At 75.2% G+C, this 22,108-nt stretch carries 14 protein-coding genes and 2 pseudogenes; 5 read left to right on the top strand and 11 right to left on the bottom strand.

Features of this window, described 5'->3' with window-relative positions:
• Positions 1–94: 94 nt before the first annotated feature.
• Entirely contained in the window at positions 95–865 is a 771-nt protein-coding gene (locus tag ACZ6O5_RS14665) for a hypothetical protein (protein WP_281935295.1), read from the top strand.
• 56 nt (positions 866–921) lie between these two features.
• Here ACZ6O5_RS14665 and ACZ6O5_RS14660 read toward each other — a convergent pair whose 3' ends face one another.
• The 4 genes from ACZ6O5_RS14660 to ACZ6O5_RS14645 all read right to left on the bottom strand — a co-directional run bounded on the left by ACZ6O5_RS14660 (position 922) and on the right by ACZ6O5_RS14645 (position 6,112).
• Positions 922–1,308 (bottom strand): VOC family protein, encoded by a 387-nt coding sequence (locus ACZ6O5_RS14660; RefSeq protein WP_281935297.1) that lies wholly within the window; start codon positions 1,306–1,308, stop codon positions 922–924.
• Positions 1,309–1,548: 240 nt separating this feature from the next.
• Positions 1,549–4,089, bottom strand: coding sequence for a malectin domain-containing carbohydrate-binding protein (locus tag ACZ6O5_RS14655; protein WP_465977384.1), 2,541 nt, complete (start codon positions 4,087–4,089; stop codon positions 1,549–1,551).
• 203 nt (positions 4,090–4,292) lie between these two features.
• Positions 4,293–5,450 (bottom strand): sensor histidine kinase, encoded by a 1,158-nt coding sequence (locus ACZ6O5_RS14650; RefSeq protein WP_107159219.1) that lies wholly within the window; start codon positions 5,448–5,450, stop codon positions 4,293–4,295.
• On the bottom strand, positions 5,447–6,112 hold the full coding sequence (locus tag ACZ6O5_RS14645; RefSeq protein WP_281935301.1) for a response regulator transcription factor: 666 nt from the start codon (positions 6,110–6,112) through the stop codon (positions 5,447–5,449). The genes ACZ6O5_RS14650 and ACZ6O5_RS14645 overlap by 4 nt, the downstream gene beginning before the upstream one ends.
• Before the next feature lie 68 nt (positions 6,113–6,180).
• Between ACZ6O5_RS14645 and ACZ6O5_RS14640 the strand changes: the two genes are divergently transcribed.
• Positions 6,181–7,623: a peptidase C39 family protein gene (locus tag ACZ6O5_RS14640; protein WP_465977381.1), complete on the top strand. Its 1,443-nt coding sequence runs from the start codon at positions 6,181–6,183 to the stop codon at positions 7,621–7,623.
• Here ACZ6O5_RS14640 and ACZ6O5_RS14635 read toward each other — a convergent pair whose 3' ends face one another.
• Together ACZ6O5_RS14635 and ACZ6O5_RS14630 are read right to left on the bottom strand one after the other, a co-directional pair.
• On the bottom strand, positions 7,624–8,913 hold the full coding sequence (locus tag ACZ6O5_RS14635; protein ID WP_465977379.1) for an outer membrane protein assembly factor BamB family protein: 1,290 nt from the start codon (positions 8,911–8,913) through the stop codon (positions 7,624–7,626). It lies immediately after the preceding gene.
• The gene (locus tag ACZ6O5_RS14630; RefSeq protein ID WP_465977377.1) at positions 8,910–10,163 is read right to left on the bottom strand and encodes an outer membrane protein assembly factor BamB family protein; all 1,254 of its coding nucleotides are present in this window, start codon (positions 10,161–10,163) and stop codon (positions 8,910–8,912) included. The genes ACZ6O5_RS14635 and ACZ6O5_RS14630 overlap by 4 nt, the downstream gene beginning before the upstream one ends.
• Positions 10,164–10,258: 95 nt before the next feature.
• On the opposite strand from ACZ6O5_RS14630, the pseudogene ACZ6O5_RS14625 reads away from it, so the two are divergent.
• Both ACZ6O5_RS14625 and ACZ6O5_RS14620 read left to right on the top strand, forming a co-directional pair.
• Positions 10,259–11,551: pseudogene (locus ACZ6O5_RS14625) on the top strand (DUF6311 domain-containing protein); the annotation flags it as partial.
• Positions 11,552–11,662: 111 nt separating this feature from the next.
• Positions 11,663–12,187, top strand: a pseudogene (locus ACZ6O5_RS14620) (hypothetical protein); the annotation flags it as partial.
• A 97-nt stretch (positions 12,188–12,284) separates the two neighbouring features.
• On the opposite strand, the gene ACZ6O5_RS14615 reads toward ACZ6O5_RS14620, so the two are convergent.
• A complete protein-coding gene (locus ACZ6O5_RS14615) occupies positions 12,285–14,072 on the bottom strand; it encodes a hypothetical protein (RefSeq protein ID WP_465977375.1) in 1,788 nt (595 codons plus the stop codon).
• A complete protein-coding gene (locus ACZ6O5_RS14610; protein ID WP_465977373.1) occupies positions 14,030–15,928 on the bottom strand; it encodes a DUF6311 domain-containing protein in 1,899 nt (632 codons plus the stop codon). The genes ACZ6O5_RS14615 and ACZ6O5_RS14610 overlap by 43 nt, the downstream gene beginning before the upstream one ends.
• Before the next feature lie 144 nt (positions 15,929–16,072).
• Between ACZ6O5_RS14610 and ACZ6O5_RS14605 the strand changes: the two genes are divergently transcribed.
• Positions 16,073–17,266 (top strand): hypothetical protein, encoded by a 1,194-nt coding sequence (locus tag ACZ6O5_RS14605; protein WP_465977371.1) that lies wholly within the window; start codon positions 16,073–16,075, stop codon positions 17,264–17,266.
• A gap of 266 nt (positions 17,267–17,532) precedes the next feature.
• Here the strand turns inward: ACZ6O5_RS14605 and dxs are convergent, their stop codons facing one another.
• The 3 genes from dxs to ACZ6O5_RS14590 are packed head-to-tail and all read right to left on the bottom strand — an operon-like array spanning position 17,533 to position 21,940.
• Positions 17,533–19,479, bottom strand: coding sequence for a 1-deoxy-D-xylulose-5-phosphate synthase (gene dxs, locus ACZ6O5_RS14600; RefSeq protein ID WP_465977369.1), 1,947 nt, complete (start codon positions 19,477–19,479; stop codon positions 17,533–17,535).
• Positions 19,480–19,527: 48 nt separating this feature from the next.
• Entirely contained in the window at positions 19,528–20,688 is a 1,161-nt protein-coding gene (locus ACZ6O5_RS14595) for an anhydro-N-acetylmuramic acid kinase (RefSeq protein ID WP_465977367.1), read from the bottom strand.
• A 13-nt stretch (positions 20,689–20,701) separates the two neighbouring features.
• Positions 20,702–21,940: a class I SAM-dependent RNA methyltransferase gene (locus tag ACZ6O5_RS14590; RefSeq protein WP_465977365.1), complete on the bottom strand. Its 1,239-nt coding sequence runs from the start codon at positions 21,938–21,940 to the stop codon at positions 20,702–20,704.
• Between the last annotated feature and the right edge of the window lie 168 nt (positions 21,941–22,108).

The raw sequence follows: 22,108 nt of genomic DNA, 5'->3' as shown, positions 1-22,108 counted from the left end.
TTCCGGTTTGATCACACCGGCCGTGGCCGGACGGCGGGGTGTCGGCGGCTCTGGCTACCATCACGCGTCCAGAATCTTCACAGGAGCTGCCTTCATGTCCCAGCCGCCGTCCAATCCCTACCCCGGCCACAACCCCTCCCCCTCCGCTCAGCCGGGTGGCTACCAGCCGCCGCAGCAGTACGGCGGTGAGCACCCGCCGGCGCCGCAGCAGCAGTACGGCGGTGACTACCCGCAGCAGCCGCAGTACGGCGGCGACCAGTTCGGCGCCCCGGTCCCGCCGAAGAAGAAGTTCGGGGTCGGCAAGATCCTGCTGATCGTCCTGGCCGTGGTGCTGGTGCTCTGCGTCGGCGGCGGCGTCGCCTTCTGGCTCGCCGCCGGTGACGACGTCAAGGACGTCGTCACCGCCACCAAGACCCGGGTCGTCGAGCCGACGACGCTGGGCGGCCGGCCGAAGGCGACCGAGCCGCAGCTCCAGTCGACCGCGCTCCAGATGAAGTCGGAGCTCGGCAAGGACGTGCCGAACGCGACCAGCACGGCGGGCGCGTTCTACGGCGACCCGGCCAAGAAGGACCTGGTCATGATCGTCGCCGTCTCCGGCGTCATCGCCGACCCGAAGAAGGAGATGGCGGACGCCATCGCCGCGGTCACCCCGGACCTGGGCACCAAGGAGTTCAAGACGGTCGACGCCGGCCCGCTCGGTGGCGACGCCAAGTGCGGCGACGGCAAGGCCCAGGACATCCCGGTCGGTGTCTGCATCTGGTCCGACAAGGGCAGCCTCGGCATGGTGGTCGTCTACTTCAAGTCCGTGTCCGAGCTCCAGTCGGAGTTCGTCAACATGCGCGGTGAGATCGAGAAGCAGGACTGATCCCGCTCGGAGCGCCGGGCCCCCGCCGTCGGCGGGGGCCCGGCGCCGTTTCCGGGTCAGGCCGACGCGGCGCGTTCCGCCGTGGAGCGGCACACGCAGAACTCGTTGCCCTCCGGGTCGGCGAGCACCACCCAGCCGCTGCCGTCCGGCCGGCGCCGGTCGGCGACAAGCGTCGCGCCGAGTTCGCGCAGCCGGACGACCTCGGTGTCCCGGGTGCCCTCGGCCGGCTGGAGGTCGAGGTGGAACGCGCCCTTGCGGTGGCGCTCACCCACCTCGACGAAGAGCAGGTCGGGGCCGTGCCCGTCGGGCGAGACGAGGACGGCCTCCGGGTCACCCGGGTGGTCGTCGGCGTGCCGCTCGCGGTCGAGCACGCGGCCCCACCATCCGGCCAGGGCGTACGGGTCGTCAGACTCCACGGTCACACAGTGGATGTGTGCACTCACGATGTTTCCTCCGATGGGAATGCGCCCCGGCGGAGTGCGAGGGTCAGCGGGGAACGCGGGGCGCGGGATTGTTGCGAACGGACATCACCACACCCCCTTCCATCTCTCGGCTGACTCACCCGATCGTGCCAGCCCGACCGGCCGGCCCGCAAGGCGGGGGCCCCGCTTAACAGGTGGGTGTTAAGCGGGGCCCCCGCCTCTACCGAAAGCGTTAAGCGGGGCCCCCGCCTTACACACCCGTCACGGGCCGAGGAACACGGCCTTGGCGCGCCAGTCGACGCCGTCGACGGTCGGGCCGCTGCGCACGGTGAACGTCGCGGTCGGCGCGCCGTTGAGCCAGTCCGTCGCCGACAGGTCACCGGTGCTCCGGTTGACCTTGTAGAGCGTGCCGCCGGCCAGGAACACCGCGCCCGCGTCGGCGAGCCCGCCCGCGCCGGCCACCGTGAACCGGTCCGCGCCGACCGTGCCGCTGTCCGGGGTGAACCAGCGCCAGAACAGGCCGCTCTGCCCGGCGAGCGTGTAGTAGAGCCGACCGCCGGAGTGGAACATGCCGGTCACGTTGGGGATCTCGGCGTAGAAGCCGGTGGTCACCCCGACGTACGTCTGACCGGCCGGCCCGGAGTCGGTCTCCACGGTGTCCCAGTAGGCGTCGTGGTACGGGTCGACGAGCGACGGCGTGCCGAACGTGGTCCCGTCGAACGTGCGCCGCCACAGCGCGCCGTCCATGCCGTAAAACAGCGTGCCGCCGACCCAGAACGCACCCCGCGCGGTGGACCAGGCGGTGCCGTCCGGGTTCGCCACCGGGCTCGGCGCGCCGACAGTGGTCGTCCCGTCGTACGAGCGGGCCTGCACCTCGTCGCCGGTGCCGGCCGGCGGGGCGCCGGTCTTGACGATCTCGATGCCGTCGATCAGCGGGTTCTCCGTCACGTGCCGGAACTCCAGGTCGACGCTGCCGTCGCTGACCACGGTGAACTCGCGCATGGTGCCCACGTTGTGCCCGGCGGCGGCGGACAGGTCGAGGTCGTCGAGGACGGTGGCGCCCTCCAGCGCCACGTCGAAGACGCGGGCGCCGACGGCGGCGGTGCCGTCGTACCGGTTGGCCAGGTAGAGCCGGACCCGCACCTCGGTGCCGGTGGGCACCGGGAACTGCCAGGTCATCTCCGGCGCGCCGGCCGGGTCGTACCGTTCGTCGCTGTAGAGCGCGGCCGGCGTGCCGGCCGGCACGGTCGTGTCCAGCGCGCCCACCGCGGCGAAGCCGGCGGCGGAGCTGCCGCTGTTGTGGTACGGGCTGGGGTTGCCGCCGTCGTCGGCCGCCCAGTCCGGTCCGCCGTCGGTGGCAGCGACCAGCGGGCCGCCCGCGTTGACCCGGTACAGCACGTTGGTGGGCTTCGGCACGCCGGCCTGGTAGACCGTGCCGGGCAGGGTGGGCTCGGTGGTCGGGTGCGGGGCCGTGCCGCCGGCCAGCGGGAAGAACGCGATCCGCTCCCGGCGGTACTGGAAGTTGCCGATCCACGAGGTGTCGCCGCCGACCCACAGCCCGGCCGGGGTGACAAGCATCTCGGAGGCGCCGATGCCGCGCGGGTGACGGCCCGGGTTCCAGGACAGCGGCAGGCCGGTACGCGGGTCGAGCGCGGCGATGCTGGCCCGGCCGACCGCGCCGGCCCGGGCGTTGTCGCCGCCGGCGCTGTTGTTCAGCCAGCGGAAGTGGCCGCCCACGTAGACGGCCTGCTCGCTGGCCGCGACCGACAGGAACGTGTCGCCACCGGTGTAGTCGATCCAGGTGGGCTGCGCGTCGGTGGCGGTCGTGCCGCCCTCGAAGCGGGCCGCGGCGTCGCAGAGCGTGCCGCCGTACGGCGAGCCGGTGGTGACCACCACGAAGTAGCTGCTGTCCGGCGCGTACGCGATGTCCCGCATGTACGAGTCGAACGCCTGCCACTTGCAGCGGGGCGTGTAGCGGCTGGTGTTCCAGTCGGCCACGGTCGCGGCGGAGGCGCCCAGGTCGAGCTGGACGATCTGGTCGTGCAGCACCCCGTCGGCCTTCTTGAAGTTGCCGATCACCACGAGCCTGGTGCCGTCCGGGGCGAGCGCCATCCTCTCCACCCCGACGCCGGCGTTGGAGCCGCTGACCCCGTCGTAGTTGTGGTGCTCGGTGAGCGCGGTGGTCAGGTAGCTGTCCACCGCGCCGGTGGTGGCGTTGAGGGAGGCCAGCCCGCCGCGCGGGTTGGGGTTGCCGGCGGTGGTGAAGATGCCGCCGACAAGCAGCCGGGTGCCGGCCAGCGCGATGTCGTTGACCAGCCCGTTGAATGCCGGCGGCGTGAAGCTGGTGACCAGCGCGCCGGTGGCGACGTCGAGCAGGGCCACCTTGCGCCGGGTCACCCCGTTGACGGTGTTGAACTTGCCGGCGACGAAGACCGTGCCGGCGGTCGGGCCGGCGACGACCGCGTACACCTCGTTGTCGACCGACGGCGCGAACGCGGTGTCGACCGTGCCGGTGGCCTTGTCGAAGGCGAGCAGGTAGTTGCGGGTGATGTCGGTGTCGGAGTTGCGGTTCTGCACGGTGCTGAACGAGCCGGCAACGATGATCTTCGAGCCGGCGTCGTGGATCGCGTCGACGGTGCCGTCCATGATGTCCGGCGAGGTGGTGGCCGGGACGTCCTTGACCACGGTGGTGTGGTTGGGCGCGGCGCCGGCGGGCGCGGCCGGGGCCAGGCCGGCCGCGGTCAACGCGACGGCGGCGAGGGCCGCGAGGGCTCGGCGGCGCGGCGGCGAGGGGTGGGTCACGGGCAGCTCCGTAGGTCGGGCGGTGAGGCGTGTCGCACCGCTCACCCTGAGCCACGCCCGCGGCGGCGTCCAGCGCGCGGCAAGCTTTCTGACCGACCACCGCGCCGCCACGCCCGACCACCGTCGGGGGCGGGCGGGACAGCGCGCCCGGCCGCACGAACAGGTGAGGGCGGGTGCCCGGCCGGGCGGTCGCGGATCGGCGGTCAGGTGGCCGCCGGCGGGTCGGCCGACGGGAGCGTGACGGTCACCTCCAGACCGCCGCCGGGCTGCGGGACCGCCTTCACCGTGCCGCCGTGCGCGTCGCAGACCGCCCGGACGATGGACAGGCCGAGACCGGAGCCGCGCGCCCCGGTGCGTTCCTGCCCGCCGCGCCGGAACGGCTCGAACAGGCCGGGCACCTCGGCCGGGGCGACCTCGAAGCCGGTGTTGCCCACCACCAGCCAGGACCGCTGCCCGTCGGTGCCGGTGCGCACCCACATCCGGCCGTGCAGGTGGTTGTAGCGGACCGCGTTCTCCACCAGGTTGCCGGCCAGCCGGTCGAGCAGCCCCGGGTCGCCGACCACCGGCGCGGGACGCAGCGAGGTGTGCACCCGCAGGCCGATCCGCTCCACCTCGCGGGCCACCGCGGAGAGCGCGTTGGCGGTGCCGACGGCCAGGTCGCACTCGGCGCGGCGGGCCAACCGCCGGCCGGTCTGCGCCTCGCTGCGGGCCAACACCAGGAGCGCGTCCACCAGGCCGTTGGCCCGCTCGGACGCCTCCCGCACCACGCCGGCCATCCGCCGGTACTCGGCCAGGTCGGCGTCGTCGTCGCTGAGCGTCACGTCGATCTCGGTACGCATCACCGCCAGCGGGGTCCGCAGCTCGTGCGAGGCGTTCGCGACGAACCGCTTCTGCGCCTCGAACGCGGCGGTGATCCGGTCCAGCATCGCGTCGAACGTCTCGGCCAGCTCGGCCACCTCGTCGTCCGCGCCGGACCAGCCGATCCGTTCGTCGAGCGTGGTCTCGCCGAGCCGGCGGGCGGTGGCGGTGACCTGGTGCAGCGGGCGCAGCGCGCGGCCGGCCACCAGGTACGCCCCGGCCACCCCGACGACACTGATCGCCAGCAGCGCCAACAGGCCCTTGAACAGCAGCTCCCGGGACGCGGCGTCGACCAGTTGCCGCTGCCACTGCCCGGCGTCGAGGGTGCGGCCGTCGGTGAGCACCACTGTGGTGCCGGGCAGCAACTCGTCGGTGGGGCGCAGCGCGTCCCGGACCAGCAGCCAGGCCAGCAGCACCAGGATCGCGCCGGCGCCGACCAGGAGCACGCCGTTGAGCAGCGTCAGCCGCAGCCGCAGCGTCGGCCGTACCCGCGCGGAGGTCACTTGGCGCGCTCGATCCGGTAGCCCGCGCCGACCACGGTGTCGATCAGCGGGGGGTCGCCGAGTTTCTTGCGCAACGTCATCACGGTGACCCGGACGATGGTGGTGAACGGGTCGGTGTTGGCGTCCCAGACCCGTTCCAGCAGTTCCTCGCTGGACACCACCGCGCCGCGGGCCCGGAGCAGCTCGGCGAGCACGCCGAACTCCTTGTTGGTCAGGTCGAGCGGCACGCCGCCCCGGGTCACCACCCGCCGGGCCGGGTCGAGTTCCAGGTCGGCCACCGCCAGCACCGGCGGCGCGGCCGGGGTGGCCCGCCGGCCCAGCGCCTGCACCCGGGCCACCAGCTCGTCGAAGGCGAACGGCTTGGCCAGGTAGTCGTCGGCGCCGAGCTGCAAACCCTCGACCCGGTCGGCGACGGTCCCGCTCGCGGTCAGCATGAGCACCCGGGTCAGCGTGCCGGAGGCGGCCAGGTCGGCGCAGATCCGGTCGCCGTGCACGCCGGGCAGGTCCCGGTCCAGGACCACCACGTCGTAGCGGGTGACGAACGCCGCCTCGTGCCCGGCGTCGCCGTCGTAGGCGACATCCACCGCCATGCCGCGCTTGCGCAGCCCGCGCGCGATCGCGTCGGCGAGGTTGCGCTCGTCCTCGACCACCAGTACCCGCATTCCGGCCTCCCGCCTCGTGACCTCCCACAACCTAGTGCGCGGCGCCAACCGGGCGGCACGGCCCGCCGTTGCAGAAAACCTTCGGGTACGCGATGCTCGCCGGCAACGATCGCCCACCGCCCCGGCTGCCGGCCGGGCCGAGCCGAGCGGAGCCGCCGATGACCGCCGCCGCCCCCGGCCGGAACGTCGCGTACCGCCGTTTCCGCTTCCCGGCGGACCGGGACCTGGGTCACGCCGCCGGACTCTCCCCCGGCCCGGCCGGGCTGACGCTCGACGCGGACGGCCCCGGGCCCGCCACGAACGGGTCCACGGCCGATGCGCACGGGTCCACGGCCGACGCGCACGGACGCACGCTCGACGCCGACGGACCCACGCTGGACGCCGACGGGTCCACGCCCGACGCGGCGGCCGACCGGCCGGCGCGCCCCGAGCCGGTTCCCGGGGCCGCCGCCGGAACCTGGACCTCGCCGGTGACGGAGGTCGGCTTCGCCGCCGCCGAGCTGGTGCCGTCCTGGACCGCCGACACGCCGCCCGGCTGCTGGCTCCGGGTGGAGGTACGCGGCTGGGAAGGCGACACGGCCACCACCGGCTGGTACGAGCTGGGCCACTGGGCGGCCGACGACGGCACGGTACGCCGCGCCTCGGTGCCCGGCCAGTCCGACGACCGGGCCCGGGTCGACGCGGACACGCTCCGGGTGACCGGGGCCCGGGTGACCGGCTGGCAGGTCCGGGTGACGCTGCTGCGCCGGCCCGACGCGCCGGCCGGCCCGGTGCTGCGCACGGTCGGCGTGGTCGCCAGCGCCGGCAGTCACGTCCCGGCGTCCCCGCCGCCCGAGCACGTCGACAGCGGCCCGGCCGGCGGGGGCGCGCACGACGACGCCGGGGCAGCCGGCCGGGCGTGGGGGCGGGTGCTGGACGTGCCGCGGTACGCGCAGCGGCTGCACGCCGGCGGCGAGACCCGCTGGGGTGGCGGTGGCGACTCCTGGTGCAGCCCCACCTGCGTGTCGATGGTGCTGGACTTCTGGGGCGCCGGCCCCGCCCCGGACCGATACGCCTGGGTCGACCCGCCCGGCCCCCGCCCGGTGGTGGTGCACGCCGCGCGGCACTGCTACGACCACGCGTACGCCGGGGCCGGGAACTGGCCGTTCAACACCGCGTACGCGGCGACGCACGGGGTGGACGCGTTCGTCACCCGGCTGCGTTCGCTGGCGGAGGCGGAACGGTTCGTGGCCGCCGGTATCCCGCTCGTCGTCTCGGCGGCGTTCACCCGTGGGCAGGTTCCCGGGCTGGACTACGACACCCGGGGCCACCTGATCGTGCTGGCCGGCTTCACCACCGACGGCGACCCGGTGCTCAACGACCCATACGCGCCGGACGACGAACGGGTCCGCCGGACCGTGCCGCGCGCGCCGTTCGAGGCGGCCTGGCAGGCGGGCAGCGGTGGGATCGCGTACGTGCTGCGGCCGGAGACGGTGCCGCTGCCGACGCCGCCCGCCCAGGCCAACTGGTGATCACCGCGACGCCTGCCACACCGCCAGCCCGCCGGCCGGGCGCAGGCACACCAACACCGCCCCGGCGTCCGCGCACTCGGCCCAGGAGCCGGGCAGGACCGCCCGCGGTCGCGCCTCGCCGGCCGCCACGTCCAGGTCACCGACGAGCGTCCGGTCCCCGGCGAGGTGCCGCAGCCCGAGCAACCGGCCGGACCCGTCGTCCCGCCCACTGACCCGCCAGCGGCCCAGCCGACCGAGCACCCGGCCGGTCGCCGGTTCCAGCACCGACAACTCCAGCTCCGGCCCGTCCCCCGCCTCGGCGGCGATCAGCCGGTCGCCGAACGGGCCGAACCCCGCCCACCGCTCGTCCGTCCAGGCCGGGCGGCCGGTGGCGGGGTCGAGCGCCTGGGCGTCACCGACCTGGTCGCGGAGGCAGACCATGCCGGCGCAGTCGGTGAACCACGACCCGGCGCGCGGGTCCACCGGCACGCTCCAGCGCCGGTCCAGCCGGTCCACCCCGTACGCGGTGATCTCGCCGGAGACACCCTCGACCAGCAGCAGACCGGCGACGACCTGCGCGAACCGGTAGGCGACACCGTCCGGCGCGGACGACACCCGGCCGACGCGCACCCGGGCGCCCGAGTCCGCGTCGTGCACGGCGACCCGGCCGTCCGGCTCGATCAGCAGGAGCTGCGTCACTCCCCGGCCGTCCCGCCGGTACGCCACTCCCTGCGGGGGCACCGCCAACGACCAGCGCGTCGCGCCGGAGGCCGGGTCGACGGCGAGCACCCGGCCCGTTCCGCCCGGCCGGGGTTTCTCGAACAGCACCCCGCCGGACGCGGTCGGGACCGGGTAGCCGACCTGCTGCCAGCGCACCGCGCCGGTCGCCGGGTCGAGCAGCGTGGCGCGGGCGTCCCCGACCCCGGTCGGGCTGCTCGACACCAGCAGGCCGCCGGCCGCGCCGGTCAGCCCCAGCACGTGGTCCCCGGCGGGCAGCGCGAACCGCCACGCCGGCGCGCCCGCGGTGAGCCGGTAGCCGGTGACCACCCGACCGCCCTGGTGGAGCGCGCTCGGACCGTCCGCCACCATCAGCCGGCCCGCCAGCACCACGAAGAGGGCATCCGGCGCGGCGGGCACCCGGACCGGCGCCGGCGGCCGGGCCGGCGCCGCCGCGCCGGCCAGCGTGAGCAGCAGGCACCCGAGGGCCACCGCGCGGGCGGCCCGGCCCGGCGGTCGCCGCGGCGGCGCGGGCAGCGGCTCGTCGTCGTCCTCGGGGCGGCGCAGCTCGCCCAACTCGATGACCGGGCTCACGGCAGCCGCCGTACGGTGAAGTCGCCGCCCCGCTCCCGGCAGACCAACAGCACCCGGCCGACGGTGCAGTCGGCGCCGGTCAGCACGTCCCGCACCACGGGTGGGCCGCCGGACAGGTCCGGCTCGGCGAGAAGCCTCCGGTCGCCGCCCAGCGGCCGGGTCAGGAACAGCCGGTCACCGCTCTCGCCCTGCGGGAGCACGTCCCAGTCGCCGACCTCGGCGATCAACCGCCCGTCCGACTCCGCCAGCACCGACAGGCCCTCGCCGCCCTCCCGGCCGGCGGCGACCAGCAGGCGTCCGCCCTCGGCCCGGAGCACGCTCGACCACAGGTCGCTGGCCCAGCGCACCGCGCCGGTGGCCGGGTCCAGCGCCCACATCCCGCCGGTCTGCCGGCCGGCGCAGAGCAGCGCCCCGCACGGCTCCAGGTAGCCGACCAACGGCAGCTCGGCGGTCCAGCGTGGCCGGAGCGTGTCCATCTCCAAGGCGGTGACGACGTCGCCGGCCAACCGGGTCTCCAGGAACAGCCGGCCCGCGCCCTGCATGGCACGCGCGCCGGGCACCTCCCCCGGATGCAGGTCGCGGGCGGCCAGCCGGTCGCCGGTCGCCGCGTCCAGCACCACCGTCTCGCCGGCGGCCGGCAGCAGCAGGATCCGGTCCACCCCGGATCGGCCGTGGCTGAACTGCACGTCCCGACCGGTGGTGGGCACGGTCCAGAGCGTGCGCCCGTCGGCCACCGCCAACCGGCGGACCGACTGGGGGCCCGACCCGCCGGACGGGCGCAGCAGCAGCGCGTCGCCGGCCGGGAACACCACGCCGTCCTGCCGCCAGCCCGGCGCTCCGGTGCCCGCGTCGAACACCGTCGTCTCCCAGCGGCCGCCGTTTCCGGCCGGCCCGACGGCCAGCACCCGCCCGCCCTGCTCCCACACCGCCACCACGTCGTCGACACCGTCCACCCGGGCCCGCCACCGCTCCCGCCCCACCCGGTACGCGACGAGGTCCCAGCCCGGTGCCGACGTGGCGCGCCGCACCACGTACATCCGGTCGTCGGAGAGGAACGCGGAGGCCCCGGTGCCGCCGGGAATCGTGACCGGCCCGGACCGGGCCGGTGGCGCGGCGGCGGCGAGCGTGACAAGCGCCACCAGCAGCGCCACCACGACGCGGAACGGGCGGCCGACCGACCGCGGCGGGCGGGGCACGGTGTCGGGCGGCGTGTCGTCGCCGCGCAGGTCGCCCAGATCGATGACGGTCACGACCACCCCTCTTCCGCGCCGCCGGACCGCCGCCCGACCGTGACCGGACCGACGCCGGACCGCCTGTACGATGGCCCGTCGTGGCCGTGCCGGTGGTGGACCCCTCGCTGAACTCCTCATCCGTCGAGGTGGACGCCGTCACGGCGGATCCGCCGCGACGACCCCGTCGCCGGCCGGCTCGCGCCGACCTGCTGGCCCTCGGAGCCTATGCGTTGCTCGGCGTTCTCGTCTGCCTCAACTACTGGGGCGACGTGCAGCACCGGGTGTCCTCGCACCTGCCGACCGACCACAGCTGGTTCGAGTGGCTGTTCGCGCACGGCGCGTACTCGGTGCGGCACCTGGAGAACCCGCTGTTCACCGCCCGGCAGAACGCGCCGGACGGGGTCAACATGATGGCGAACACCTCGCTGCTCGGGGTGACGCTGCCGCTCGCGCCGTTGACCATGCTGCTCGGCCCACAGGTGATGTACGCGCTCTACCTCGGCGCGGCGTTGTCGGCGACCGCCGCGACGGCGTACTGGACGCTGTCGCGGCACCTGGTCCGCTCCCGGGGGGCGGCGTTCGTCGGCGGCGCGTTCCTCGGGTTCGCCCCGGGCATCGTGCACCACGCCAACGGGCAGCCGAACTTCGTGTCGAACTTCCTGCTCCCGCTGATCGTGGCCCGGGTGCTCCGGCTCGGCGAGCCGGGCCGCTGGCGACGTAACGGGGTGGCGCTCGGGCTGCTGGTGGCGTACCAGATCTTCATCAACGAGGAGATGCTGCTGCTCACGGCGCTGGCCTGCCTGGTCGTCGTGCTGGCGTACGCGGTGCAACGACCGCGCGAGACGCGGGCGCGGGCCGGGTCCTTCCTGGCCGCGATCTCCGTCGGCGGCGGGGTGACGCTGCTGCTCACCGCGTACCCGATCTGGTTCCAGTTCAACGGCCCGCAGTCCTACCGGGGGTTGCAGGGCGGCGTCTTCCACAACTGGGGCGAGGACCTGATGGCCTTCGTCACGTTCGCCCGGGACACCGTGGCCGGGGACGAGGCGGTGGAGAAGACCATCGGCCTGACCGAGCAGAACACCTGGTTCGGCTGGCCGCTGGTGCTGGTCGCGCTGGCCGCGCTGGCGCTGCTGGTCCGCCGGTCGGTGCCGGCCCGGATCCTGGCCGTGCTGGTGGCGCTCTTCACGATCGCCTCGATCGGGCCCGTGGTGCGGTTCGACGGCGCGGAGACGAGTGTGGCCGGCCCGTGGGCGTACGTGCCGGACGACCTGCCGCTCGTCGAGATGATGATGCCGACCCGGTTGAGCCTGGTGGTGGTGGCCGCCGTCGGCGTGCTGCTCGCGCTGGCCTGGGACGCGTTGTCCCGGGCCGGCCGGCCCGGGACCGTCCCGGTGCCCGCACCCCGCCCCGGCGACCACGACAACGACCCGACCGACAACGACCCGACCGACGACGGGCGGACCGACGACGGGCGGGCCGACGACGCCGGCGACGCGGGCCGGGCCGCATCCGGCCGGCGGCGGGCGCTGCGCCTGGTCGGGTACGCCGCGATCGTGGCCGCCCTGCTGCCGCTGGTCCCGCGCCCCCTGCCGGCGCAGCGGATGGACCCGCCGCCGCACTTCATCACCGCCGGTGGCTGGCGGCCGTTCGTGCCGGCCGGCCGGACGCTGGTGCCGGTGCCGATCCCGAGCAACGTGCACGGGCTGCCGACACTGCGCTGGAGCGCGCTGTCCGGGCAGGAGTTCCCCATCCCGGGCGGCTACTTCATCGGCCCGAACGAGCTGGGCGAGGGCGTGTTCGGCGCCCCGAACCGCCCGACCAGCACGCTGATCTACGCCACCATGGACCGCAACGAGCTGCCCGAGATCACCGCGGAGAACCGCCGGCAGGCCGTCGAGGACCTGCGCTTCTGGCGGGCGTCGGTGGTGGTGCTCGGCGCCGGGCCGCGCGAGGCGGTGCTGCGTGACCTGATGACCGCGCTGCTCGGCCCCCCGCAGCGGATCGACGACGTCTGGCTCTGGGACGTGCGCGACCGCGTATAAGGAGGGGCCCCTTCTTAACGTTTCCGGTAGAGAAGGGGCCCCCTCTTACCACCAACGTGTTAACAGGGGGCCCCTCCTTCAGCTGCGGAGGGGGCGGTCAGCCGAGCAGGGGGCGGACGTCCCACAGGTGCCCGCCGGGGACGTCCCGCCCGGGCCCGACCAGGGCGTCCACGGTCGCGCGTACCGGATCGCCGGGTGACGAGTCGGCCTGCACCAACGCCGCCGCCCGCCAGTGCCGCAGGTCCTCGACCGCCTGCCGGCGTTCCGCGTCGCCCACCGGCGGCACCTGGCCGGTCTCGGCGGCCCGGCGCAGCAGCACCGAGGTGGGGCGGTCCGGCGCGCCCCACCGGGCGGTCGGGTCGACGGCCGAGCGCGGCCCGATGAAGTAGCCGCCCGGCGCGTCGAAGGCCAGCCCGGCGCGCGCCGACCAGAACATGGCCGGGCTGACCGCCGCGCCGGTGACCGGTGGCACCGGCACCAGCGTCCGGCCCGGCGGGACGTACGCCCGCCAGCCGCCGCCGGTGACCACGGCCGGCACCGGCGGGACCGGCACGGTGCGGATCGGGGTCGGGACGAGCGGCAGCAGCGCGGCGGCGACCGCGCCGGCCCACAGCGCCCGCCCGCGTGCGGTGCCGCCCGGGACGCGGTCCACCGACAGCGCCAGCAGCACCCCCAGCACCGGTACGCAGACCAGCGCGAACCGCGCCGGCACCACCAGGTCCAGCAGCGGCACGCCGGCGAGCAGCCGGTACGGGCCGGGCAGCCCGGTGTCGTGCCGCCCCACGACCACCGTGCTGCCGAGCGACAGCAGCGCGAACAGCAGGCCGCACGCGGCGAGCGCGCGCACCAGCGGTCGCCGCCACAGCCGCACCGCCACCAGCAGCGCCAGCAACGGCAGGAACGGGCCGAAGAACGAGTTCTGTTCGGTCGGGTTCGGCGACAGCAGCCCGGCCCGGTGGCCGTCCCCGCCCACGGTCTGCCGGGCGGTGGCGGTGAACGAGACCAGGTCGAGCCGGTAGCCGCGGGTGTGGAACGGCATCCCGGTGTAGTGGCCGGGGCCGAGGAACTGGACCCACAGCGGGTACGCCAGCAGCACACCGGCGACCAGCGCGCCGAGGCCCAGCCGGCGTGCCACCACGGGCGCCAGCCGGCGTGCGGTGTCCCGGTCGGCCAGCGCGTACGCCCCGGCCAGCACGCCGGCGGCCAGCGCCAGGAAGACCAGCACCTCCTCGCCGAGGAAGACCTGGTACGCGACCGCGAGCCCGAGCAGCACGCCGTCGCGCCGGACCCGGTCGGTGGCCGGCCGGAACACCAGCGCGAGGATCACCGGGACCAGGAACTGGGCGGCCATGTGCAGGTGCGCCCCGGCCTGCGCCACCATGCCGGGGGCGAACCCGCAGACCAGGCCGCCGACCGCGGCGGCGGCCCGGGAGCGGACCAGCCGGCGGGCGAGCAGCGCGTACCAGGCGGTGGCGGTGCCGGCGAGGCTGAGCGCCACCGCGACCAGGAACGCGGCCTGGCTGCCGAACGCCACGGTGACCGGGGTGAGCGGCACGCCCAGCCCGAGCACCGAGGTGTTGGCCATCAGGTTCACCCCGTGCGGGGCGTTGAGCGCGGCGCTGCGCAGCGGGTTCTCGCCGTCGGTCACCGCGCGGGCGGCCCGGGCCAGCATCCATTCGAACAGCATCTGGTCGCCGGCCTGGTGGAACAGCCGCTCCGGGCGGCGCCACTGGTCGGCGGTGAGCAGCACGGCCAGGGCGAGGTAGCCGGCCACCACGAGCGTGTCGACCGGCCGGGGCCACCACCGCCGCCGGGGCGTGGGCCCGGGGCGGGCCGCCGGGCTCAGGCGGACCGGTCGGTCAGTGTCCGGACGTCCCACACCCACACGTCCAGCTCCTGCCGGGCCGGCCCGACCAGTTGCTCCACGGTGCGCCGCAGCGGCTCGGCGTTCTGCTCGTCCAGCGGCAGCACCACCACCGCCGCGTTCCAGTGCCGCAGCTCGTCCAGGAAGCGACGGCGCTGCCGGTCGTCGAGTTTCGGCGTACGCCCGGTGGACGCCACGTCGGCGAGCAGCTCGCCGATGCCGCTGCGCCGGCCGCCGAAGCGGCCCGGGTCGCCGGTGACGCCGTTGCGCGGCGCGAGGAAGTAGCCGCCGGGGATCTTGAACGCCAGGTCGGTGCTGGCCGCCCAGCGCATCGGGTCGGTGTTGCCCATCGCCGGCACCGGCACGGAGACCAGCGTCTGGTCCGGCCCGACGTACTGCCGCCAGCGGTCGGCGGTGATGAACTCCGGCACCGGTGGGCGGGTGGTGACCCGCAGCGGCATCGGCGCGATCGGCAGCAGCGCGAAGACCAGGCCGGCGGCGGTCAGCGTCCGCGCGGTCCGCCGCTCCACGCCGCGCAGCACCCAGGCGCTGCGCACGGCGTACGCCAGCAGGATCGCCACCGTCACGGTGGTGATCAGGCCGAACCGGGTCGGCACCACGGCATCCAGCAGCGGCAGCCGCACCAGCAGATCCCACGGGCCGGTCACCAGTTCCCGGTCCCACCAGGAGATCCGCTCACCGAGCGAGAGCACCGCGAAGAACAGCCCGGTCGCGGCCAGCGCCCGGACCATCACGTCCCGGCGCAGCCAGACCACGATGCCGACGGCCAGCAGCGACAGGCTCCAGCCGAAGAACGCGTTCTCCTCCGAGTAGTTCGGGGCGAGGTTGACGTTGGCCCGCTCGTTGCCGCCGAACGTGGGCGAGCCGGGGGCGACGAACGCGGCGATGTCGTTGCCGTAGTCGCGGACCGCGTCGCTGAGCCCGTGGTACGCCATCGGGCCGGCGAACTGCACCCAGAGCGGGTACGCCAGCAGCGCGCCGGCCAGCACCGCGCAGACCGCCAGGCCGGTGCCGAGCGGTCGCCACGCGGTGGCCCACCGGTCCCGCTGCTGCACCAGCACGGCGATCAGGAACACCCCGAGCGCCAGCGCGGTGAAGAGCAGGATCTCCTCGTTGATGAACGCCTGCACGACGACCAGCAGGGCGAGCAGCGCGCCGTCGCGGACCGGTCGGACCGACCGGGTCAGCACCAGCACCCGCCAGACGATGAACGGCAGCAGGAACTGGCTGATGATGTTCGGGTGCCAGTTGGCGTGCGACAGCATCGCCGGCGAGAACCCGCAGAACCAGGCGCCGACCGCGGCGGCCGGCCGGTGCCGGACCAGGTGCCGGGAGAGCACCTGGTACCAGGCGGCGGCGGTGCCGCACAGGCCGAGCGTGACAAGCGTGACGAAGGAGACCGCCGGTCCGAACAGGAGCGTCACCGGCACCATCGGGATGCCGAGCGCCAGGATGGCGGTGTTCGCCATCAGGTTGACCCCGTCGGGGTAGTTGAACTGTTCGGTGAAGAACGGGAACTCGCCGTGCAGCACCACCCGCACCGAGTGGGCGAGGAAGAACTGCACCTGGGCGGGGTCGCTGCTGTAGAGCGCGGCCACCCGGCCGGCCGGGTCGGCCCAGATGCCGCTGGTCACCCAGATCGCGGCGAGCAGGAAGGCGGCGTACACCGCCAGGTCGATGCGGCGGCGCGTCCACCGCCACCGGCGGCGGGCGGCCGGCGCGGCGTCCTCGGTGGTGGGTGCGGCCGGCGGTTCGGTCCGGGTGACCGGCGGCGGGGGGTCGAGGGTGACGGATCGGGAGCCCGTCGGGGCGGCGGCGGCCGGCGTCGAGGCGCCGCGGGTCTCGGCAGGCGTCACAGTCGGCGGAGTCTACCGGAGCCGGATATTGAGTCACGAATCGCACGTCACTTTCCGCGACGAACGGGTGAGCCGGGCTCCGCCCGGTGACCACACGTCTCGTACCATGTGGGCTTCCGACCGACGACCGGCGAGGGGATCAGTGTGGTTTCAGCCCGCCGAAACGCGGTGACGGGCACCGCGCTGGCAGCGTTGGCGCTGGCCACAGCCGGTTGCGGGCCGGTGACCGAGCGGCAGTCGGCGGCCCTGCGGGTCGGCTACGACAGCCTGGACGGCTCGCTCCCGGTCTGGCCGCCGCGCGGTAGCCTCGCCGGTGACGCCGCCGCCACCGCCGCGATCACCGCTGCGGTGCGTGACTGGCGCTCGCCGGTCGACGACCGGGTCCACCTGCCCTCCTCCGGCATCCTCTTCTCCGGCGAGGTGGCCGGCGCACCGCTGGCGCTGGTCGCCGCCGACGTGCCCGGCGAGGCCGCCTCCTGGCTGCTCCAACTGGACCGGGACGGGCAGCGGTGGCGGGTGTCGCACGCCACCGAGTACACCGAGGCCGGCTACCTGGTCTACGCCGACGTGCTGCCGGTCCGGCAACCCACCGGGCGCCGCTACCTCACCTCCGCCCGCGTCGAACGCCTGCTCGGCCCGGACGGCCGCACGGTGCCCGGCGCCGACGGCATCACCGAGCCGGTCGCGGTGCCGGACTGCCGGGCCGTCGAGCTGACCGCGACGCTGCGGCCCACGCCGTCGCTGCCGCGCGGCCGGGCCGCGGACCGCGTCCTCGACCTGGGTACGGCCACCGAAGCGCCCCGGTACCCGCTGGTGCGCGACGAGACCGGTGCCGGCAAACGCGCCCTGACCGGCCTGGACACCTGCGCGCTGGCCGCCGCACGGGGCCCGTTCGGCAGCGTCCCGCGCCGTCTCGGCGACCGGGAGGCACCCCGTTCCGTGCCCGAGTCCTGGCCGATGGCGAAGATCGCCACGCGCTCGCTGGGCGAGGTGGCGCTCGGCGGCGGGGAGCCGGGCGATCTGGAGCAGTTGAGTTGGGACAGTCCCACCGGGACGATGACCGCCGTGCTCTACCGCCCGGCCGGCGGCGGTGCGCCCGTCGTCTCCCCGGCCGACCGGTCCACCACGCTCCAGGCGTACCCCCTGCCGGTGCCGGGCCAGCCGCTCGCGGTGCTCACCTGGCGCACCCGGGACGCCTCGTTTGCCGCGCCGCCCGGCACCACCCGTCTGGTCGACCGTCCGGGCCTGGTGGTGGTCGAGCAGACCGACGCCAAGCAGACGTTCAGCCTGGCCGGCACCGAAAAAACCTGGTACCGCTCCCTCTCCTCCCCCCGCTGACCCCCGCACGCGGGTGATCAAGGAGTTCGCGTCGCCGCGAAGATCGATTCCGACGCAAACTCCTTGATCACGCCGAAGGAGGGAGCGCGGGGGTGGGGGGTGGGGACGCCGGTGGGGTCGGGGATCGGCAGCACCCCCGACCCCGGCGTCCCGAGCCTGTCCCGGCTTTCCGGGCAGGCTCCGACCACCTGAGCGCGCGGGGGATCCCCGCAACAGCGTCCGGGCGGCCCCGCGACAGCGGGACCGCCCGGACGCCGTGACCGGGATCAGTTCTGCGCGGTGGCCCCGTCGGTGGCCGGGTCGACCGGGGCGGCGTCCAGGCCGGAGATCCAGCCGGTGACGTCGCGCGCCACGTCCTGCGCGGTCAGCCCCAGGTCGGCGAGGATCTGCGCGCGGGTGCCGTGCGGGTGCCAGTCGGCGGGTACGCCGAGGTCGCGGACCGGCACGCGGACGTCGGCGTCGCGCATCGCCTGGGCCAGCGCGGAGCCGACGCCGCCGACCCGGACGCCGTCCTCGACGGTGACCACGAGCCGGTGTCCGGCGGCCAGCTCGACCAGCTCGGCCGGGACCGGCCGGACCCAGCGCGGGTCGACCACGGTGACACCGTAGCCCTGCTCGGCGACCCGGGACGCGACCTCCATGCCGAGGCCGGCGAACGAGCCGACCGCGACCAGCAGCACGTCGGTACGCGCCGACTCGGTCAGCACGTCGACCGGGCCGACCCGGCGCACGGCCGGCAGGTCGGCGGCGACGGTGCCGGTCGGGAAGCGCAGGATGGTCGGGCCGTCGTCGACGGCGATCGCCTCGCGCAGTTCCTCGCGCAGCGTCACGGAGTCGCGGGGCGCGGCGATCCGCAGGCCGGGCACCACGCCGAAGACCGACATGTCCCAGATGCCGTAGTGGCTGGGCCCGTCCGGGCCGGTGATGCCGGCCCGGTCCAGCACGAACGTGACCGGCAGCTTGTGCATCGCCACGTCCAGCAGGACCTGGTCGAACGCCCGGTTGAGGAACGTGGCGTAGACCGCGACCACCGGGTGCAGGCCGCCCATGGCCAGGCCGGCGGCGGACGTGGCGGCGTGCTGCTCGGCGATGCCGACGTCGTAGACCCGCTTCGGGTACTTGCGGGCCAGCGCGGCGATGCCGGTGGGCTCCGCCATGGCGGCGGTGATGCCGACCACGTCGGGGCGCTCGTCGGCGATCGCCACCAGCTCGTTGGCGAACACGTGGGTCCACTTCACCGACGGCGCGGCGACGAGCTGGCCGGTCTCCACGTCGAAGGCGCCGCCGGGGCCGTGCAGGCAGTCGGCCTCGTCGTCCTCGGCGGGACGGTAGCCGTAGCCCTTGCGGGTGACCGCGTGCACGATCACCGGGCCGCCGAAGTTCTTCGCCGCGCGCAGCGCCGCCTCGACCGCCGGCACGTCGTGGCCGTCGACCGGGCCGACGTACTTGATGCCGAGGTCCTCGAACATGGCCTGCGGGGCGACCGCGTCCTTGATGCCCTTCTTGACCGCGTGCAGCACCTCGTACATCGGCTTGCCGACGAACGGCGTGTTGCCCAGCGCGTCCTTGACGGTGTCGAGCACCTTCTCGTAGCCGGGGTTGAGCCGCAGCGACGACAGGTGGTCGGCGAGGCCGCCGATGGTCGGCGAGTAGGACCGGCCGTTGTCGTTGACCACGATGATCAGCGGGTTGCCGGCGGTCGCGATGTTGTTGAGCGCCTCCCAGCACATGCCGCCGGTGAGCGCGCCGTCGCCGACCACGGCCACCACGGAGCGCTTCTCGCCGCGCAGCGCGTACGCCTTGGCCAGGCCGTCGGCGTACGACAGGGCGGTGGAGGCGTGCGAGTTCTCGATCAGGTCGTGCTCGCTCTCCGCCTGGCTGGGGTAGCCGGAGAGGCCACCGCGCTGGCGGAGCTTGTCGAAGCCCTCCTGCCGACCGGTGAGGATCTTGTGCACGTAGGCCTGGTGGCCGGTGTCGAACAGGAGCCGGTCGCGCGGGGAGTCGAACACCCGGTGCATGGCCAGCGTCAGCTCGACGACGCCGAGGTTGGGGCCGATGTGCCCACCGGTGCGGGAGACCTTGGCGATCAGAAAGTCACGGATCTCGGCACCGAGGATGTCCAGCTGCTCGGCGGTCATCCGCTTCACGTCCTGCGGGCCACGGACGGTGCCCAGCAGCCGACCGTGGTTGGCCGTGCCCTCTTCAACACTCATGACCGGAGAGTCTATCGGCCGTGGCACAGTCCGCAGCCGAGCCGTGGCTCAGGACGCCACCGTCAGCCGACGCGGTGGCGTCGGGGTCGGCGCCCCGAACGGCGGGCCGGCCGGGGTCCAGGAGCCGAGCACCGCGGCCCGGGACGCGCCGGTCACCGACGGCACCGCGCCGGGCAGCCCGTGCCAGCTCAGCCAGCCCAGCAGCGCGAACGCGTACGCCTCCTTGGCCTGCGCCGGGACGCCCAGCTCGTCGGTGGTCCGCAGCCGCCAGCGGCCGGTGCCGAGCGCGGCCAGGCGGGCCCGGAGTGTGGGATTACGCACTCCCCCACCGGCGGCCACCACCTCGGTGACGCGGTGCCTGTCGCACGCGTCGGCGACCGTGCGGGCGGTCAGCTCGGTGAGCGTGGCCAGCACGTCGTCGGCGGCCACCGGCTCGCCGAGCGCGGCCAGCGCGGCGTCCAGGTAGCCGCCGTGGAACAGCTCCTTCCCCGTCGACCTGGGCGGCGGCGCGGCGTAGTACGGCTCGGCGAGCAGCCGATCCAACAGTGCGCCGTGCACCCGGCCGGCGGCGGCGCGCGCCCCGTCGACGTCGCAGGGGCGGCCCAGGAGGCGCCGGGCGGCGGCGTCCAGCAGCGCGTTGGCCGGGCCCACGTCGTACCCGAGGACCGGCGCCCCGGGGGCGACCACGGTGAGGTTCGCGATCCCGCCGAGATTCAACGCCGCCCGCGGGCCGGCGGCGGCGTCGAGCAGCAGCGCGTCGAACGCCGGGACCAGCGGCGCGCCCTGCCCGCCGGCCGCCACGTCCGCCGAGCGCAGGTCGTGCAGCACCGGTACGCCGACGCGCGCGGCGACCCGGGCCGGCGCGCCGAGCTGGAGCGTGCCGCGCGCCCGGCCGGCCTCGACCCAGTGGAAGACGGTCTGACCGTGGGACACGACCGCGTCGACGGCGCCGCCGGCCAGCTCGACACCGACGGCAGCCGCCTCGGCGAACACGTCGCCGAGCCGGTTGTCGAGCCGGCAGACCGCCTCGATCGTGGTGGCCGCCGGCGGCAGCAGCGCCTCGATCTGCGCCCGCAGGTCGTCCGGGTACGCCAACTCACGGTGCCCGAGCGGCCGGAGCCGCAACGTGTCCCCGTCGAGCGTGAACTCGCCGGCGGCCACGTCCACCCCGTCGTACGACGTCCCCGACATCAACCCGACGATCTTCATCGGGCCAGGCTAGTCACTGTGCCGGGGGCAGGAACAGGCCGACCAGCTCGACGTGCTGGGTCATCGGGAACAGGTCGAACCCGCGCAGCGCGGCCAGCCGCCAGCCCGCCTCGGCGAACGTGCGCACGTCCCGGGCGAAGGCGGCCGGGTCGCAGGCCACGTACGCCACCGCCCGCGGGTCGGCGGCCACCACGCCGCGGACCACCGCCGCGCCCGCGCCGGAGCGCGGCGGGTCGAGCACCACCAGGTCGACCGGGCCGGTGACCCGGCGGCGGGCCAGCGCGGTCTCCACCCGGGCCGAGACCACCTCCACGGCGGCCAGGTCGGCCAGGTTCGTCCGGGCCGCGGCCACCCCGTCCGGGGCGGACTCGACGACCGTCACCCGGGCCCCGTCGACCCGGCCGGCAAGCGCGGCGGCGAACAGCCCGGCCCCGCCGTACAGGTCCCAGGCGGTCTCGCCGGGACGCGGGTCGAGCAGGTCCAGCACGGCGCCGACCAGGGCGTCCGCCGCGGCCGGGTGCACCTGCCAGAAGCCGGACGCGGGCAGCGTGAACGACCGCCCGGCCGCCGTCTCCCGGACCCGCTCCGGCCCGCTCACCGCGGTGGCGACCCCGTCGGCGTACGCGACCACGGCGACATCCCCGCCGGTGCTGGCGACCGCCTCCACCGCGTCGGCGTCCGGCCAGCGCGCCCCGGTGGGCGGCAGCACCGGCAGCTCCCGGATCGCCGGATGGGCGATCAGGCAGCGGTCGATCGGCACCACCTCGTGCGAGCGGTGCTTGAGCAGCCCGGCCCGGTCGGCGGCGTCGACCGCGTAGCGGACCCGGGAGCGCCAGCCCAGCGGCCCGCCGGGCAGCGCCTCGACCCGGACGCCGAGCGCGTCCACCTGCGCGTCGGTGAGCCGGCCCAGCCGGGTGAGCTGCTCGCGCACCACGGCGAGCTTCCAGTCGAGCTGGGCGGCCGGGGCGACGTGCTGGAGGTCGCAGCCGCCGCACCCGCCCGGCCGGGCGTACGGGCAGGGCGGGGTGACCCGGTCCGGTGAGGCGTCGAGGATCTGCACCGCGTCGGCGCGGGCGAAGCCCCGGTGCAGCTCGGTCACCTCGGCCACCACCCGCTCGCCGGGCAGCGCGTGCCGGACGAAGACCACCTGGCCGCCGACCCGGGCCACGCAGTGCCCGCCGGGGGCGACCGCGTCGACGGTCAGTTCGACCCGCTCGGCCTCCACCAGCCCGGGGCGTTCCGGCGCGCTCACGGCACCACCCTTCGTTCGCGACTGCGGGGCTCGCAGGACCGGCTCACTCCTCGCGCTCACGGCACCACCCTTCGTTCGCGACTGCGGGGCTCGCAGGACCGGCTCACTCCTCGCGCTCACGGCGCCACCTCTGTTCGCGACTGCGGGGCTCGCAGGACCGGCTCACTC

The organism is Micromonospora sp. NPDC049201, assembly GCF_055586805.1.
This window is presented reverse-complemented; position numbering and strand designations above follow the sequence as displayed.